The following is an 18,284-nucleotide window of genomic DNA, read 5'->3' on the forward strand; positions in this document are numbered from 1 at the left end:
ATCGGGCCGTAATATTCGGTAGCACGCGCGGTTTCTGGGCGGTAGTATTTGTGAAGGCTCTTGCTTAGGACCGCAGCGGCGCGGGCTCCTTGCGCGTCGCTTGCGACTGAACCGATGTGAACCAGCGCTAAAATGGATGCAGTTCGCTTCGCTAAAATTGGGGATAGCAGCTTCCACATTGCGTGGAAGGACGGTGGGCGCGTTTTCTGCCGGGGATGGCACAAGGGCCCTGATGGCAGTCTCGTCGCTATACTAGCAGTGAGGCCTGCCTCGGAGCATCCGCATCCGGCCATCATCGATCGCCTTGCGCACGAATATGGATGGAAGGACGAGCTGGATCGCGCGTGGGCGGTATGTCCGTTAGACTTCCTTCATGAAGGCGGTCAGACTGTATTGCTTCTCGAAGACCCGGGCGGCGAGCCGCTCGCGGCGTCGAGCGGCGTACCAATCGGCGTCGAAAGCTTCTTGCGCCTCGCCATAGCTATCGCCGTGGCGGTGGGCAAGCTCCATGAGCGGGGTCTCGTCCACAAGGATATCAAGCCGCAAAATATCATTGTAGATCACGCGAGAGGCGAGATCAGACTGACGGGATTCGGCATCGCGTCGCGGCTTCGGCGTGAACGTCAGGCCATCCAACCGCCCGAGACCATCGCCGGCACGCTGGCTTACATGGCACCGGAACAGACCGGCTGGATGAATCGTTCGATTGATTCCCGCAGCGACCTCTACGCGCTTGGCGTCACTCTGTACGAGATGCTGACCGGAAGCCTGCCGTTCGCTGCTTCCGATCCAATGGAGTGGGTGCACTGCCATATTGCGCGGAAGCCGACGCCTCCGACTGATCGGGTGGGAAGCATCCCATCTGCGCTGTCCATGATCATCATGAAGCTGCTCGCCAAGACGGCCGAGGACAGATATCAGACCGCCGGCGGACTTGTACGGGATTTGCGACGCTGCCTGGCGGAGCTCGAAGATCGGGGCCAGATCGGAGAGTTTCCGCTGGGCCAACACGACACGTCGGACCGGTTGACGATTCCTGAGAGGCTCTATGGACGCGAGCGCGAGATCGAGACGCTGCTTGCCTCGTTTGATCGTGTTGTCGAGGGTGGAACGCCGGAGTTAGTGCTGGTGTCCGGCTATTCCGGGATTGGCAAGTCCTCAGTCGTCAATGAATTGCACAAAGTGCTGGTGCCGCCGCGCGCACTTTTCGCATCCGGCAAGTTCGATCAGTACAAGCGTGAGATCCCGTACTCGACCTTGGCACAAGCCCTTCGAGCCTTGATCCGGCTGCTCCTGGGCAAGAGCGACGCCGAGTTGGCCGGCTGGAGGGAGGCCTTTCACGAGGCGCTCGGCGATAACGGCCAACTCGTGGTCGATCTCGTCCCCGAGTTGAACCTCATCATTGGCGATCAGCCCCCGGTCCCTGTGCTTAGTCCCAGGGATGCACAATACCGATTTCAGCGTGTCTTCCGCCGCTTTATAGGCGTGTTCGCCCAACCAGAACACCCACTGGCTCTGTTCCTCGACGATCTGCAATGGCTGGACGCTGCGACGCTCGACTTGATCGAAAACCTGCTGACGCAGTCAGGGCTGAACCATCTGATGCTGATTGGCGCCTACCGCGACAACGAAGTTGATGCCTCACACCCGCTCATGCGCAAGATTGAGGCGATCCGCCAAACCGGTGCGCGAGTGCAGCAGATCCAGCTTGGACCGCTTGGCCATGAGCATCTCCGCGAATTGATAGCGGATGCCATCAGGTGCGCACCGCAGCCGGCATCACCGCTGGCAAACCTGGTTCAGGAAAAAACCGCCGGTAACCCGTTTTTCGCGATTCAGTTTCTGCACATGCTCGACGACGAGGGTTTGCTCACCTTCGATGTCGATCAGGGACAGTGGTCCTGGGATCTCGAGCGTCTTCACGCTAAGAGGTACACGGACAATGTGGCGGACCTCATGGCTGCGAGGTTGGTCCGCCGCCCGGAAAAGACGCAACAAGCCCTGCAGCAGTTCGCCTGTCTCGGTGCCGTCGCCGACACAACTACGCTGGCGATCGTTCTGGAAACCTCACCAGACCAGATACACTCCATTTTTTGGGACGCACTTTCTCAGGAATTGGTCGAGCGCCGCGGAGATTCCTACCATTTCACGCATGACCGCGTGCAGGAAGCCGCGTACTCGATGATCCCAGAAACCTCGCGAGCCGATAGTCATCTCCGGATTGGAAGGTTGCTAACGGAGCGAATGCCGGCCGAGCAGCGCGAAAAGGCGATCTTCGAGATCGTCAGCCAGTTCAATCGGGGCGCTGCCTTGATCTCCTCGCGGGAGGAGCGCGAGCAGGTCGCGCAACTCAACCTCGTCGCCGGCAAGCGCGCAAAGGCCTCCACAGCATACGCCTCGGCTCTCTCATACCTCAATGCAGGTATGGAGCTGCTGGCAGAAGAGGCGTGGGAACGCCGACAAGAGCTGGTGTTCGAGCTAGAGCAGCACCGGGCTGACTGCGAGCTCTGCACGGGTGCGTTGCAGAACGCCGAGGAGCGCCTGGCGACACTCGCAACGCGTGCCGTCGGAACGCTCCAACGTTGCGCCGTGGCGCACCGCCGTACGCATCTCTACATGATGCTTGGAGCGAACGAGCGTGCAGTCGCTGTCGCCCTTGAATGCCTGCGGCATGTGGGCATTGATTGGTCGGCACATCCTACTGAGGCGGAAATGCGCCACGAGTACGAGCGCTTCTGGTCACAGCTCGGAAATCGCACGATCGAGGACCTCGTTGACCTTCCGATCATGCAGGATCCGGAGGCTCTGGCGACGCTCGACGTGCTCACGGGACTGGGCTCGCCGGCCTGCTACACTGACCTGAACTTGTTCACGCTTAGCGTCTGCAAGGCCACCTGTCTCAGCCTCGATCTCGGCAACAGTGACGCCGCACCATATAACTATGAAGACATGAGCCTGATCGCCAGCACTCGCTTTGGCCACTATGATCAAGCTTACCGACTCGGAAAGATGGCTTGCGACCTGCTCGAACGTCGCGGCTGGCATCACTATGGAGGGCGCACCTATTTCGTTTTTGCTTCTCACCTTCCGTCGACACGACCGCTTAGGGATGCGATCGATCCGGCGCGGCGCGCATTCGAGATGGCGCAAGAGCACGGCGACCCTGCTTTTGCCGCGATGGCCTCCCGCGCTCTGAATTCCGTCTTTCTTGCCACAGGGCATCCGCTCGATCAGGTCGAACTTGATGCAGAGCACGGATTGGAGTTCTCGCGGCACTTTGGATTTTATCAGGACAGAATTTCCGCGCCCCTCGCGTTGGTGCGGACCCTGCGTGGGGAGACCACGAAGTTTGGCTCTCTCGACGATGGTCGGTTCAACGAGCTAGCATTTGAGGAGCGCACAACAGGTCGACCCGTCCAACCCTTCCAGGAATGCTATTACTGGATCCGGAAGCTCCAGGCGCGTTTCTTCGCTGGCGATTACGTTTCGGCAATCAAAGCAGCGGAAAGGGTTGAGGAATGGTACATGAACTTGCCCTCGCTGTCGCTATTCATGCTGGAGGAGGAAGAGTATCACTTCTATGCCGCGCTGGCTCGTGCTGCATTGTGCGAGTCCCAACCGTACGAAGAGCATCGGGAGGCACTTGGACACCACCAGCGGCGGCTTCGAGGCTGGGCGACAAATTGTCCACAGAACTTCGAGGATCGGGCAGCGCTGATCGACGCAGAAATCGCCCGTATCGAGGGACGTCCGCTTGAGGCCATGGAGCTGTACAAGCGCTCCATCATGTCGGCACGCGACAATGGCTTTGTCCACAACGAGGGGCTCGCCTGCGAACTAGCGGCACGCTTCTACGCGGCGCGCGGCTTCGACATCAATTCTTATGCGCACCTACGAAAGGCACGGCAGTGCTATGAGAGTTGGGGGGCCGATGGAAAGGTGCGGCAGTTAGATCAGCTCTTTCCGTTCCTGAAAGACAAAGAAACTGCTCTCATCGCAACCGACACCATCGGTGCACCGGTTGAACGCCTTGACCTGACCACCATAATCAAGGTGTCGCAGGCTGTATCTAGCGAGATCGTCCACGAAAAGCTGATTGACACACTGATGCGTACCGCGATCGAACAGGCGGGCGCCGAGCGAGGCTTGCTGATTCTTGCACAAGGCGCCACGCCGCGGATCGCTGCAGAAGCCACCACTGGCGACGATAAGGTGGTTGTGCATCTGCGCGACGACGCCGCGACCGGGACCGTCTTGCCGGAGTCAGTGCTGCGCTACGTCCTGCATAGCCGTGAGAGCGTTATTCTTGATGATGCCGCCACCCAGTCCCAATATGCCGCGGACCTCTACATTAGGGCTCGCCGAGCACGGTCTGTTGTTTGCCTACCCCTGGTAAATCAGGGCAAGCTTGTCGGCGCGCTTTACTTCGAGAACGGCCTCGCTCCAAACGTCTTCGCGCCCGCTCGCATGACGGTCTTAAAACTGCTGGCGTCACAGGCGGCAATTTCCCTTGAGAATTCACGGCTGTACGGCGATCTGCAAGAGCAGGAAGCGAAAGTTCGCCGCCTGGTCGACGCCAACATTATCGGAATCGTCATCTGGGATTTCGAAGGCCGCATCATCGAGGCTAATGATACGTATCTCCGCATGCTGGGTTTCGACCGAGAAGATTTCGTTTGTGGTCGCGTGCATTGGACGGATTTGATACCGCCGGAGTGGCGTGATCGAACTGCGCCGGTCCTGGAGGATATCAAGACCACCGGAACGATACAGCCGTTTGAGACGGAGTATTTGCGGAAGGATGGCGGTCGCGTGCCCGTGCTGATCGGCGCGGCGCGCCTTGAACGAAATGAAAATCAGGGCGTCGCTTTTGTACTCGACCTGACTGAGCGCAGAAGGGCCGAATCCGAAGCGCGCAACAACGAGCGGCGTTACCGCGAGACACAGGCGGAGCTGGCGCACGCGAATCGCGTCGCGACCATGGGTCAGCTAACGGCCTCGATCGCCCATGAGGTCAATCAGCCGATCACCGCGATGATGGGCAACGCTGAGGCGACGCTGCGATGGCTTGCTCGCCAGCCACCGGATTTGCAGGAAGCTCGTCAGCTTCTTGAAAGAATCGTCAAAGATGGTCGTCGCGTAGGGAATGTTGTCGAGCGAACTCGTGGTCTTGTCAAAAAGGCGCCGCTGCGGATGGAGCGCATCGAGATCAACGGGGTCGTCGGAGAGGTGATTGAGCTCACGCATGGCGAAACCGTAAGGAGCCACGTCTCCGTCCGAACGCAGCTGGCGAAAGGCTTGCCTCTCGTTGAAGCCGATCGGATCCAAATTCAACAAGTGGTGCTCAACTTGATTATCAATGCCGTACATGCCCTGGAAGAGGTCGGCCAAGCCCGCCGCGAGCTGCTAATCAGCTCTTCCAAGAACGGCTCAGACGGTGTGCTTATATCCGTCCGAGATACCGGGAAGGGCACAGACCTTGAACAACTCGAGAAACTCTTCGATCCATTCTACACTACCAAACCGGGCGGCATGGGAATGGGATTGTCGATCTGCCGTTCAATCATAGAAGGCCACGGCGGAAAGAGTTGGGCGGAAGCAAACCTTCCGCAAGGCGCTGTCTTTCACTTCACGATTTCTCCGGCTCGACAATATTAGCTCCGTAATCTAGGCCTCGAAGAGGTCTTTCGGATGCGGCTTCAAGTTTCCGATCCTTTCTCGATGCAGCTAACCAGCATTCCGACATCCAATGGCTTGTCCCGTAGCGCTCCACTGGAAACAGCCCTTCCTCCCAGATCACTAATGAATGATCCATGCCTAGAGAAGGGGAGCCGCTCGGTTACTACAATGGAAGAAGCGACGGTGACCATAACCAAAGCGGCGAAGGAATTCCTCGTGGCAACATTTTCATCTGAAGGAGCGACAACGAACCGCAAGACGAACTTTATCGGATGTGTTGCGCGCACGATGCAAGCGCAGCGGCGCGAGATGCCGGGCGGTCATAGCCATCGGCTTCATATTGGGCCGCCAAACCCGGCTGCCAAAAAGGCCCATCGCGACACTTCGGTGGGAGGCTAAATTTGGTCGCGACCGTGGGCATAGCGGAGATGAATGCACCTTCCTGCTGTTATCACGGCGGCGGTCGCCTGACCACTGTGGCGCCGATCCTGATCGCGTTTGAGGTCATCGCGCTACGTGCCCCGTAAGAGACCAGCAGCGCTTCTCTGATGCTCCTTGATTTGGCTCAACAACTCTCGTTGGTTGCGGTGCAGCCCCGTTGGCTGAGGCGGGGGCGAGAACACGGTCCGCCGGTCTTTCAGTATCGCCTCCGGCGACGGGTCGGATTGTCTCCGCTGCCGGGGTGAATCGCGCCCTTTTGCAATCCGCCAGCCGAGCCAGTGGTGCCACTGGCCACGGCTCCAGTACCAGTAGTCCCGGCGCCTCCAGCACTCGACGACGCGCCGCCCATGCCCGTCGATCCGCCGGTGCCGACACCCGCGCCAGCACCACCAGCACTACCTGATCCGCTAGATTGGGCATATGCAACGCTAGCGGCCCCTGCGAGTACCACTGCTGTTAGGATCGTAATCATCGTCTTCCGCATTTTAGGCTCCATGGTTCTCCGAACCTAACTAATGGTCACGCGCGGTAGGCGTTCCTAAACACGCGCGCTCGCTGGCGGTCTGCGCTCGCAGGAAGTCAGTCCGGCGCTTCACGCCCTGCGTAGGCAGTTCGTATCAATGGCCGTTTTTCGTCAGCCAACCGCCTCAACCATGCGGAGTACCAACGATTTCGTGCCAACTCGATGAAAGGCGCCCGGGTGATAGATCTGGTCGTTTCGCTCGACCAAGTAGCCGTAGAGCCGGACCTGCCGCAAGGTCCTGCGTACTCCTTCTGAAAGCAACATCATAACAGCGTTCAAGCGTCGGCTTGACAGAGCGTTGCAACGATGGCGAGGCCCTGCAGGGTGCTTATGGCCGCACGCGGTCACAGCTCCCGTTCCATAGCGGGGTGGCTGCGGTTCTTGACGTTGATCCAGAACTTTTGCCAGCCGCGCGGTACGGTCGATCGCGATGCTTGGAGACCAGGCCTTCCAGGCCCGTGCGACAGCCTGCTCGGAATAGGTCTGGCCCGATCTCGCCGCGCTCGAAGGGCGCATCGGCGATGCCGTCTGGTCGGCGCGCGAGCTGTCGTTCCAGGTTCGTCTTGCGCAGGTGACAGCGGAAGGCTCCGCAAGTCGTCGCCGTCCATCGCAGGGACACTCCGAAGGCAGTGAATATCGGCCCGCCGGTTCACACTGACGGGAGATGCCGGCAAGTACTCTGGAGAAACGGCGGCAGAGAACACCACACGCTATGGTCATTGGATGCGGCGGCATTCCTTGAGAGGAGCGGACCCGCGGAGAGATCGTCTCGGCCGAGCTGGGACTGACGAGCCGCGGCGCCCACGAGGGGAATGGGTGCGTCTATAAAGTTGTGCTGGTTAGGGGCAGTAGCCGAGACAATCACGCGGCTACGCAGGCTAAAAACTCGTTCAGCAGATGCTCTTTAATCGCCGCCGGCTCTCGCTCCCCTTGCGAGGCGAGCCACAGAATGCGCTCCGCGACCTCCACAGCAGAATGATGCTGCTGCCGAGTGAAGGCTGGGCTCGTGAGTACTTCATCGAGAATGGTGCGGAGCAACTGCACTGTCGGTGTGTCGTACGCCATGTGCCGAATACCCGATACTGACCTATTCACAGCTCAAAAGGTCCCCGCGTAGTGTGGATCGCAAGCGCGTCTTCTCGTTACGTTCGACCAGCAATTGGCCGGAACGCAATAATGTACGACGGTTTGATTGCGGGTGTATGACAACGGTGGAGCATTTCGTCGGAGGGAGGACGGAGTCCGCTCACTTCAAAAATAGAGAGGCAACGGAACCAACGAAACCCGCTCAGAAACAATTTCTCAGTGGCAGTGTTCCTGTCACGCGGCTTTCGATTTATCTGCCTTTTTACGGAGAGTCGTCACGCCAGCGTTGCAACAAGCGACCACCCTCCGCCTACCGCTTTCGCGGTCTATTCTAAGGGAGAAATCATTATGTCTAAAAAAGCAGCCGAACATCACAAACAAGCAGCCGAACATCACACTCACGCGGCTCGTCACCACGCGGAGGCGGCGAAGCATCACGAATCAGGCAGTCACGAAAAGGCCGCGCATCACGCTCATTCGGCGCATGGCCATGCCACACATGCACTTGAACACGGTGAGCACGCCAGCAAGGCGCATACCGAAGAGCACGGACACAAGTAAACGGTCGCTTGGCTTCGATCTTCTCAGGCCGCCTCCGCTCGGAAGCGGCCTTCGTTGACATTGATGGCGCCGCCCTCGGCTTAGGGACCCCAGCTACCAGGTAGCAGTGTTGGAAGCGTCCCAAGTTGAGGAAAGTTCGGCTACGCCAAGCCTGACGTTGGCCGGAATGCCCGCTTCTCCGCATCAGATCGCAGTTCTTACACGGCGCCCGAAGTCGCGAGTAGTTGCGGCCTCGGCCGATCCTAGCCAGCTCACCGTAGGCTCAGCGAGAGATAGCTTACAGAGGAGAGCCGCGCAGACGTGCGATCCCAACTAGCAGTAGACGCATTGCACTATATTGCATCACCCGCCTTCGGGCGGGTTCTCTTTGTACTATGCTACCGAGAAAGAAAGTGGTGAAAATCCTACAAGCTAAGCTAGGGCGCGCGGCGTTAATTCACTATCCGAAGGTTATTAACGCAGGGGGATTACCACTTTTTCCCGACTGCTTTGGATGCAAGCGTTATGTTATTAGCTTTGGCGCATCATTGGTTTTTTCTCGTACCGATACAATTTTGATGAGTTTCCTTTGAGATTCCGATTGCAGACGATCGTCCTATCGGCAGTGCTGTTGACGTCGAGTCCGGGGATAGCTCGCGATCCCGGGGGCAAATATGCGCAAGCCGATCCGGAAATGCACAAATGGTTTGAGCGGTTGAAGTCCGAAGGGGGCGAAGCTTGCTGCGCACTCAGTGACGGCAACACGTTGCGAGATACTGACTGGCGAAGCCGGGACGGCCGCTATCAAGTCTTTATGGATGACGAGTGGGTTGACGTGCCGAACGCGGCTCTTGTCACGGTACCCAATCGTTTCGGTCGAACGGTTGTTTGGCCATACCATGAAGATGGTCGTCCGTACGTTCGATGCTTCATGCCCGGAAGCATGATGTAGGGCAATGGAGCATCGACCAGCAAACGGCTGAACCGCAGGGATGACGCTATTGACTGTGATGCATCCGCCTGGCTGCCGCAGAAGAGGCCGCCGGCTTAACTGGCCTTACCAAATCACGGAAAACACGGTCGCGAGCGCGAACCGCTACCAACGCCTAGGACAGCGAATGCCGTAAGCCGATCATCGAACGCGTAAAGCTGCACTTCGTCATCGTGCTTGCGGTAGTGCAGGGCGTTGAAGTCGGAGATGCCGTCGACACCAAGGATCACAGCTTCCCCGTCGATGACGAAATGCTTCCGCCGGTTTTTCGGCGCGGCCTCGGCGATCCAGGGATAGCGCTTCACGCATCTGATGGTAGCGTGAAGATGGTCGGCTCAACGCCGCATGTTCCGGCGAGGCTGCCAGCTAAGAAATAAAGCAAGAGGCCGCCTCAGTTGGCGGCCTCTGTCTTCACGAGGCGGACGTATGTGCCGGACTCGTGCAGCTCGACCCATCCGCGCTCGACTGCCTTTTGATCCCGGGGATGCTGGTGATCAATTCGCGGATTTGGCTATGGTAGTCTTCGTCGAGTTTGCGAAGTAAGTCGAGCGTTCTTCTAAGAGAACAGCCAACTTACTAAGTTGTACGTCATTGCACCGAGAGCGTAAAGCCAACCCGTGGTGAGCGCGAGTGCGACTAGCAAAAAAGCAGCTTCGAGGGCTTGTCCAGATGCGGGGCTTGGCTCGGCTGCCACTTGGTTCGGCATTCGCAGCTGATTGAGGATGGCGAACAGCAGCTCCTGCTTGGGCATGGTGCTGGCATTCTCGACCCCGTTCTCTTCCGCAAATGAGATAAGCTCGGCCGGCGTCTTGGATTTGAGGTTTATACAATTACTAATATCCCAGGAAAAGTCGAAGACCGGGCGTCGCAGCAGAAACTCGATAAGGCCGAGTGCTACGACCACCATCATGCCGATCAATACCGCCAGGGGATGTAGCGGCCCGTGCCAGAATCCGGCTGCCGTGCCGATCGTCTGTAAGGCTGTCCGTTCGAGGTCATCCAGTGTGTGATTTACGGGTGGCCCCGTTGTTGGCGCGTCCTCGTGTTCGATGACGGGGGGCGGGCTAACCTGAGCGGCATCCGCCGAGGGATTTGGCGGCTCGTGCCAAAATCCGTCTACCGTGCCGATCGTTCGTTCGGCTTGACGCCCGATGCCATTCGGCGTGCGATTTACCGATGGCTTGCCGACAGTCGCATCATCATCTGCGCGGGCACGAGAGTCCAGTGACGTTCGCGCGCCAAACTGCTGCACAGAGTCCTGATCAGGTACCGCCTTCAGGATCACTTCGCGCGACTTGAGCAAGTCGTTTGTTCGCTGAGCGTTGTGAAACTTGCGAAAATCGCGCTCGAGCGTGGCATACTTCCGGCTATGCCACCGAGCCTGGCCGGCGCGTTGCTGGAACGGGACCGACGAACCAGATCCGACACCGCCAAACCAAGCCTTGTGGCTCCTGTGGCCCAATCGGTTCGGGTAAGACCAATGGTACGCACCGGGATAAGGATTTCCCCCACCATAACTGCCACCGCCAATACCACTGATGCCGGCGGCTCCCACACTACCGCTGCCGACTCCCGCACCAGCTCCTGTCCCGGCACCATGCCCCGCTCCACCGCCGCCAGCACCTGCTCCGCCGGCACCGGCTCCACCGCCGCCACCGGCATTGGCACAGGCCTGGTTAATCACGGGCGGAGCGATCTGGGCCGTCAGCAACGTCGCTATCAGGGCAAACGTGATCAGCGATCTGGGCACTTCTGCCTCCTGGTCGTTAAGCGAGCTCCCTAACGCCGATGGAGTGATAGATTTGCAGATTGAAAATTAGCGTAGCGCGCTGGCCGTACTGGGAATTCGCTGCGTGGTAGGGTGTGAGATGGATCGAGCCTCGTTGTTGCAGTATCTTGCTGAAGCGGAGCGTCATCTTGAAGAAGACGAGCGGCATTTTGCCAGGCAAGAACAAGTGGTCGCTGAGTTGCGTCGGCATGGGCACGACGCCAAAGAGACCAAGGAAGTTTTAACATGCGGCAGTCGCACGCTCTTCATGTCGATCACCGAGCCCATACACTGCGTGAACTGATTGAGCGTCGTTGAAGCATGGAAGGGGTTTTTGGCGTGCACTGCGCCTGACCGAGCAGCTTACCCCCATCATGATCGTCCTGATGAACCGCGCGAGGTCAACAACAGAAACGGCCCCGTGCTTACATCCGGCAGCAAGACCGTCTCAGGCTAAGATTGGAGGTCGAAGCGGTCCCGACTTCGGCACCACGAAGGGGTTCCCGCTATAACTTGGGATAGGTTTTCTTCTTGAGCTGGGATGGGCTCATGGAAGATGGGCCAGCAGGCCTGACGCCTTTCTAGTCGCAAGAGCCATTTCCGAAGCAGAACATCGCTGAACCGAAACGTTCGGAGGAGCTTCATCACCTCCGTGAAGGGGCGCTGAGGTGCCTTCGCGGAGGCGCTAGCCCGGCCAGTACTGGCGTGCCTCTTCCATCGGCTTCGCGCGGTTATCGCGGTCTCGGATGCAGGTTTGATGCCTGCACCGACAGGAGAGGGTGGACCTGGCTGTTACCGGACTTGGATTGGGCATCGACACGGCAGGTGGCGCCGCTCCTGTCCGGCTGCGGGCCATTGGTCCGGCGCGCTTTTGACTTGGATCAACCTCGGCTCCCCTAGCCAGTGTCTAAGTTATTGCTTGACGCAGCCTTCGGCTGAAGACGTGTGACCAATCGTGGAGCTGCTATATGTTGGGACCGCGTGGCCGATCGGAAAACCAACGATGCGTTCTATTTTGACCTTAAGTCTTTTGGTCACCCTGTGTGGCTCTGCGAATGCGGCGACGACGCATCCCGCACACCGGCGGCACGCTCATGTTCGTCCCAATCAGGGTATGACCTACGCGCCACCTCGGCCACCGATCCAGTACCGGGCCGCACCATACAATAATTTCAATGAACCGTATTATGGAGCTTCCCAAGGTTACGCGCCTGGCGAGAAACAACGATTTCTCGAAAGTGTGAGACGCCAGATGTAACGTCCGACTTCCACCAGCCGCCGAGGCGCCGAACTCAGGCGGTCCGCGCCGTTGTATTGTCTAGAATACTCGCGATTGGAAAGTCACACAGTAGATTTTCAGAAGTTTTTGCGTGGCGGCCCAGCGTGAAAAGCCCAGCCACCGAAGGGTTCGATATGTTGCCAGCATATTGCACCTCTTTAGAAATGAAACACAAGCCGCCGCCGATGGCGCGTGGCGGCAGCAGGCGAATGCCTGATAAGCTTAGACACTCCTACCTTGCGGCGCTCGGACCCAACCACTCTAGCGCTTCGCGGTAGGTTAGAATGTGAAAAAAATGTCAGGTCGCTTGCTGCTGTAATCTAGCATCAGCGAAACAACATCTCGTTTTATTGTCCAACGGCCTACGTGACGACGACTGGTGCTTTGGTCTGGGGCAATAGCGGAAGTGCGGTCTTATTCGGCGAGCAAGCCGCGGGGCGAGTTCCGCGCGATTAAAGACTTGAGCTTGTTGATGGCGCGGATGGCAATGGCTAACGGGAACGGAGTGTTCAGGCGGAGGAAGGCGAGCTTCTTCACATAGCCCTCGACGTGCCATCTAGCGTGCGCACCGCTGCGAAAAAATATCACGTCACCCACGCCATAGCGCCTCGGCGGCATGCCCTCACTCTCAAGCACGATTGATCCTTCGAGAATCACGATGGTCTCGTCGAGATCGTAGTACCAGTTGAATTTACTTTCGGTGCACGACCAAATTATGGTCTTGGCGGTGTTGCATGCGCTCGTCAACAGCACGCGCGAGCGAACTTCCGGCTTACCTTCGATGATCCAGGATGGCTCAATCGGTGATGGCGCGAGATCCATCCTCCAATTCCCAATTTCAGTGGGCGCAGGCATTGGTCACCTCCGCTAAAATGCATCCGCCGCTTCAAAACATGCCCGCAGCGCGCTTTGCCGAGCGTTCCCGTGTGCCTGATAATCAGAGTTTCGCGAAAGGTGTCTGTATACGAGTAAACATAGCGTAGCCTGCCGTTATTTCCCAGATCGGATTCGCATATGTGATACCGACCTGGGGTGGGTCGGTGTATCCCTCCAATAGCGGCTGAGGAGATTGAGGGGCCTTCGTAGTTCGGAGGCGGCGATGATCGCTGAGATAGTGTATTTTACCGCCTTGGCTCTAGCTGAGACAGCGTGGCTCTATGCTCTTACAAAATCAATAATGGCAGTTGGCAATTGGATGTTGTCCTGAAAGCGCATCATCTTCCGTTCACTGCTGGGTTAGCTCAACACGAAGATCATAAGAGAGACGGAGACCGGGTACTGCGCCTACAACCTGCTTCCGAAGTTCTTCATTCCTTGTATTCTCAAAGAATCGCAATCTGCGCTGCGCTTCTAGTCTGTCCAAAAGTGGAAATAGCAAGATCCCCGACCGGTCTATACTTGATCCGCTTGGTCCACCCTATTACGCCAAGCTACCTCCAACGGCCCCGGCATTTAGGGTTGTGCTGGGCCGTCTCTATCCATTGGTGCCTCATGATCAGAACACCGATTGGCGCTTCGATGGCAGCTTAGTAATCGCCGCCGAAGCGGATCGGTCGAACTGCCGGCGACGCATAATCGGCGCGGTCTGCTTTAACAGGACTCGAAGCGTGTATTGCCGGCGGGCAGCAGCAGACGACTGGAGGCTCTTGCGAAGCAAGTGCGGCACGCCTCCCGGTTTACCGCCGACGGCCGACATCACAGCGGCTTGGGCGCTATTCGGCTTGGGCCACCCCCGGACGAGGGTACGCGCAACCCACCGGTCGCAACTACGCTTAGCCGACGATTAGCCGCGGTGTTCCGGGGCCCCAAATAGCCATGTTGTCGCTGAGGTTTTCACCTTAATATGGGCATCGAGTGATCCTACCAGGCCCTCGGTGAGGTAAGCCGAAATGGCACCCAGCAGCAGGGGCGACCTCAACCATCCTTCTGCAGCCGCGACTGAGGGTGACGGGAACAATCGCGTAGATGCACCGGTCGAGCTGACCTTCTCGTTTGGCCCGTTTCGCCTCTTTCCGCGGCGGCAACTATTGCTTAAGCGAGATACTCCGGTTCCACTCGGAAGTCGTGCTTTTGAGGTTCTGCATGCCTTGGTTGAGCATGCCGGCGAGATTGTCGACAAAGATTCGGTTATGACTCGGGCCTGGTCGGACGTCACGGTCGATGAATCCAACCTACGAGCTCAGATCACCGGCTTGAGGCGCGTACTCGCCGACGGAGGCACAGGCGAGAACTATGTCGTCACTCTGCCCGGTCGCGGGTATCGATTTGTTGCGGTAGTTGCGCGATCCACAGGCGAAGCCGAGATCAAAGAGACCGATAAGGCACGTACCCCCCTCGATCGGCCCACCCGACTGATTGGTCGCGCCGATATCATCGCGATGGTCGGTAACCGCCTGCAGCGAAGCCGGTTCGTTACGATCACTGGACCGGCCGGAATCGGCAAGACATCGGTCGCTTTGGCGGTGGCTGACAAGCTGCCTCCCTCCTATCGAGGCGGAGCGCGATTTGTCGACCTTGCGCCTCTCAAGGATCCCGGGCTCGTGCCCAGCGCGCTCGCATCAGTGCTTGGCGTCGCCGTTCGCTCGGAGAATCCCTATCCCGCGCTGATTTCTTTTCTGAAGGACAAACAGACCCTGATCGTCCTGGACAATTGCGAGCATGTCCTGATGGCGGCCGCGGGTTTGGCCGAAGAATTGTTAAAAGCAGTACCGGGCGTCCATGTCCTTGCGACAAGTCGAGAACCTTTGCGTGCGCAAGATGAGCGTGTACAGCGTCTTCCACCGCTGGAAACCGCTCCCGTCACGGCAGCGCTGACAATCCAGCAGTCCAACTCTTTGTCGAACGTGCAACGGCAAATGCCGGCGGTTACGAGTTCAAGGATGAAGATGTCCAGTTTGTCGCACAAATCTGCCGCCGTCTCGACGGCATTGCACTGGCAATTGAGCTTGCTGCAGGCCGAGTCGACGCCTTCGGAGTTCGCGGAGTGGCCCGTCGGCTCGATGATCGATTCCAACTCCTGACACGCGGTGGACGGACGGCGCTGCCGCGGCATCAAACACTCGGCGCAGCATTCGATTGGAGTTACGAATTGCTGTCCGAAACCGAACGCGCCATCATGCGCCGATTGGGAATATTTGCTGGACGCTTTACGATGGACGCGGCCATCGCCGTAGCCGGAAGTGCCGATATTGCACCGGCGGTGGTGGACGAAACGGTCGCCGACCTTGTCGAAAAATCGCTTGTCGTGGCAGATGTGGGAGATGCCGCGGTATTTTATCGGCTAACCGATACTGCTCGCGCGTACGCTCTGAAGAAGCTCAGTGAAAACGGCGAAGCGCAGGCCTTTGCGAGACAACACGCGTCACACTTTCGCGAGCAATTCGAGCGTGCTCAATCGGATTGGGCGACATGGCCTACTGCCGAGTGGCTCGCAACATACGCCGCGAAACTCGATGATCTCCGCAGCGCTCTCGACTGGGCTTTTTCGCCAAGCGGCGATGCTGAAGCCGGGATAGCCCTTACAGTCGCTGCCGAGCCGTTGTGGTTCGAGATGTCGCTGATGGAGGAATGTCGCACGTGCGCCGAGCGGGCGCTAACCACGCTGGAAAAAAGCGGCATCAGCGATGAACGGCGTCGGATGCTCCTCTACGCCGCAGTCGCCTGGTCGCAGATGTATACCGCCGGATCAGGCCGAGATACGGGGGCCGCGTGGGCAACCACTGCTGGGATCGCGGAAGCGCTGAACGATACGGATTACCGGTTGTGTGCGCTGTGGGGACTTTGGGCGACCCAGATCAACAGAGGAAAATTCGGCGCAGCGCTGACAATGGCAAAGCGCTTTTCCGAGTTGGCCGAGACCGTCGCCGATAAGAATGACCGCCTGATTGGAGACCGACTGACCAGCGTGGCGCTCCATTTCCTTGGTGATCAGCCCGCGGCAAGATTACACTTGGAACGAATGCTTGCCGGCTATGTTGCGCCGGTTCAGCGGTCCCACGCTGCCCGTTTTCAATTCCACCAACAGGTATCTGCGCGCATGACGCTCGCGCGCGTTCTATGGTTGCAGGGATTCCCGGAGCAAGCGCTTAGCTGCGTCGAAACCAATATCGAGCACGCCCTAGCGATTGATCATACACTGTCGCTTTGCAACGCGCTGGCCAATGCGGCGTGCCCGATCGCACTGGTGACGGGCGACCTCGAGGCCGCGGAATATTACATCAAGATGTTGCTCCGTCAGACCGAGAGGGAAGCATTTGATATCTGGCATGCGTTTGGCCGGTGCTTTGAAAGTGAATTGGACGTCAAGCGTGGGCATCTCCCGGCTGGCTTGGAACGGCTGCGCGCCGGTGTCGAAGAGCTGCGTCGAGCCGGATTCGGCCAGTATCTCACGACATTCCTGGGCAGACTGGCGGTGGGTCTGGCGGCGGCAGGTGACGCGCCGCAAGCACTGGCGACTATCGATGAAGCGATCAAGCGAAATGGACAAAGCGAAGAACGTTGGTGCACTCCGGAATTGTTGCGGATCAAAGGCGCTGTCGTGTTGCAGCAGGAAGGTGACAATGCCGCGGCCGTGGCCGAGAGGGATTTCCTGGAGTCGGTACACTTAGCGCGAACGCAAGAGGCCCTCGCTTGGGAGCTGCGCACCGCAACGAGCCTGGCACGATTGTGGCTGGATCAAGGGAGAACCAGCGAGGCATACGAGCTGATCTCGCCAGTCTTTGGCCGGTTCCGCGAAGGCCATCAAACCGACGATCTTAGAGCCGCAAACAGGCTGCTGGGTGACCTCGCGAGGCATCGCTAGCTAGATACTATCCGAAACGGCTCCCTTTCAGGGCTTCCGACACTACTAAAGTCAAAGATGTTCGCGGGCCAACTTCACGCTCCCTGCTGAGAATTCGCAAGAATTCACAACATTTCCTTGGTGCTTGACCCGGGCTGCGCTCATGATGAATGAAGCGAGAGGCCGCTATGCCGAATCCGAAGCAAGCGTCACTAGATGTCGCCGATGCTGTGCTGCTCGAGCTGGCGACGCAGCAATTTGTCGATACGATCACCGACCGAGCGAAGATGCGCGCGTTGTCTCCCGAGGATGCGAGAAAATTTCTGGAGGATATCCAGTCGGGAGATATCGGCAAACCGGCCGTGCATCTAGAGGACTTGGTGATTTCCTGCGGCCCAACCGGATCAGTGCCGCTTCGCATCGTACGACCAGAGGGCGCAACTGAAGCACTGCCTGCACTGGTATACGTGCACGGCGGCGGCTGGGTCTTCGGTGACGAGAACAGACACGACCGCTTGATCAGGGAAATCGCTGTCGGCGCAAATGTCGCGCTGTTTTTCGTGGGTTACGATCGCGCGCCGGAGGTCCAGTATCCCGTCGCTATCGAGCAAGTCTATGCCGTCACCAGGTACCTCGTGGAACACGGCGAGGAGCTGGCCATCGATCCTACCCGGATGGCTATTGCCGGCGACTGCGTCGGTGGCAATATGGCCGCAGCTGTCACGCTTCTGGCCAAACAGCGCCGCGGCCCGAAAATCGATTTGCAGGTATTGTTCTATCCTGCTGTCGCTTCGGTGTTCGACACCGGGTCTTACGCGTCCTACACAAATGGACCTTGGCTCACCAAGCCGGCCATGGAGTCGTTCTGGAATGCCTATCTTCCGGACGTCGCCATGCGCAAGAAAATCACCGCGGCGCCACTTAATGCTTCAATTGACGATCTGACAGGCCTGCCCGATGCCCTCGTCATTGTCGCAGAGCACGACGTGCTGCGCGACGAAGGTGAGTGTTACGCACGCAAACTGGCTCGTGCAGGGGTCCGTGTCACCTCAACGAGATACAACGACACGATCCACGATTTCTTAGTGCTTAACGCACTGGCCGATACGCCGGCGACCCGGGGCGCCATCGCGCAGGCCAGCGCCTTTATTCGGTCCATACTCGAATGAGAGAGTAGCCACGAACGCAGCAATCTCG

At 58.4% G+C, this 18,284-nt stretch carries 10 protein-coding genes and 2 pseudogenes; 8 read left to right on the forward strand and 4 right to left on the reverse strand.

Features of this window, described 5'->3' with window-relative positions; genetic code table 11:
* The first annotated feature begins 132 nt into the window (after positions 1-132).
* Positions 133-5,658, forward strand: coding sequence for a trifunctional serine/threonine-protein kinase/ATP-binding protein/sensor histidine kinase (locus SO156_RS00320; protein WP_498533465.1), 5,526 nt, complete (start codon positions 133-135; stop codon positions 5,656-5,658).
* Between the two features lie 189 nt (positions 5,659-5,847).
* On the forward strand, positions 5,848-6,078 hold the full coding sequence (locus SO156_RS00325) for a hypothetical protein (protein ID WP_498533466.1): 231 nt from the start codon (positions 5,848-5,850) through the stop codon (positions 6,076-6,078).
* Positions 6,079-7,504: 1,426 nt separating this feature from the next.
* On the opposite strand, the gene SO156_RS00330 is transcribed toward SO156_RS00325, so the two are convergent.
* Positions 7,505-7,708, reverse strand: a complete 204-nt coding sequence (locus SO156_RS00330) for a hypothetical protein (RefSeq protein WP_498533467.1) — start codon at positions 7,706-7,708, stop codon at positions 7,505-7,507.
* A gap of 369 nt (positions 7,709-8,077) precedes the next feature.
* Here SO156_RS00330 and SO156_RS00335 point away from each other — a divergent pair, with 369 nt between their 5' ends.
* Both SO156_RS00335 and SO156_RS00340 read left to right on the forward strand, forming a co-directional pair.
* Positions 8,078-8,290, forward strand: coding sequence for a hypothetical protein (locus SO156_RS00335; RefSeq protein WP_458145805.1), 213 nt, complete (start codon positions 8,078-8,080; stop codon positions 8,288-8,290).
* Positions 8,291-8,870: 580 nt separating this feature from the next.
* Positions 8,871-9,221, forward strand: coding sequence for a hypothetical protein (locus SO156_RS00340; RefSeq protein ID WP_458145806.1), 351 nt, complete (start codon positions 8,871-8,873; stop codon positions 9,219-9,221).
* Positions 9,222-9,403: 182 nt separating this feature from the next.
* Here the strand turns inward: SO156_RS00340 and SO156_RS00345 are convergent.
* Positions 9,404-9,562: pseudogene (locus SO156_RS00345) on the reverse strand (ATP-dependent DNA ligase); the annotation flags it as partial.
* 401 nt (positions 9,563-9,963) lie between these two features.
* A pseudogene (locus SO156_RS00350) lies at positions 9,964-10,098 on the reverse strand (Rho termination factor N-terminal domain-containing protein); the annotation flags it as partial.
* Positions 10,099-11,146: 1,048 nt separating this feature from the next.
* Here SO156_RS00350 and SO156_RS00355 point away from each other — a divergent pair.
* Positions 11,147-11,332, forward strand: a complete 186-nt coding sequence (locus SO156_RS00355) for a hypothetical protein (protein WP_498533468.1) — start codon at positions 11,147-11,149, stop codon at positions 11,330-11,332.
* A 1,389-nt stretch (positions 11,333-12,721) separates the two neighbouring features.
* On the opposite strand, the gene SO156_RS00360 is transcribed toward SO156_RS00355, so the two are convergent.
* Entirely contained in the window at positions 12,722-13,129 is a 408-nt protein-coding gene (locus SO156_RS00360; RefSeq protein WP_458145808.1) for a cupin domain-containing protein, read from the reverse strand.
* Between the two features lie 1,067 nt (positions 13,130-14,196).
* Here SO156_RS00360 and SO156_RS00365 point away from each other — a divergent pair.
* The 3 genes from SO156_RS00365 to SO156_RS00375 all read left to right on the forward strand — a co-directional run bounded on the left by SO156_RS00365 (position 14,197) and on the right by SO156_RS00375 (position 18,256).
* A complete protein-coding gene (locus SO156_RS00365; RefSeq protein WP_498533469.1) occupies positions 14,197-15,327 on the forward strand; it encodes an ATP-binding protein in 1,131 nt (376 codons plus the stop codon).
* Complete coding sequence (locus SO156_RS00370) at positions 15,291-17,108, forward strand: ATP-binding protein (protein ID WP_498533470.1); 1,818 nt, start codon at positions 15,291-15,293, stop codon at positions 17,106-17,108. Before SO156_RS00365 ends, SO156_RS00370 begins: the two co-directional genes overlap by 37 nt.
* A 167-nt stretch (positions 17,109-17,275) precedes the next feature.
* Complete coding sequence (locus SO156_RS00375) at positions 17,276-18,256, forward strand: alpha/beta hydrolase (RefSeq protein WP_498533471.1); 981 nt, start codon at positions 17,276-17,278, stop codon at positions 18,254-18,256.
* Positions 18,257-18,284: the final 28 nt, after the last annotated feature.

The sequence above is a fragment of the Bradyrhizobium sp. UFLA05-125 genome, from assembly GCF_059803515.1.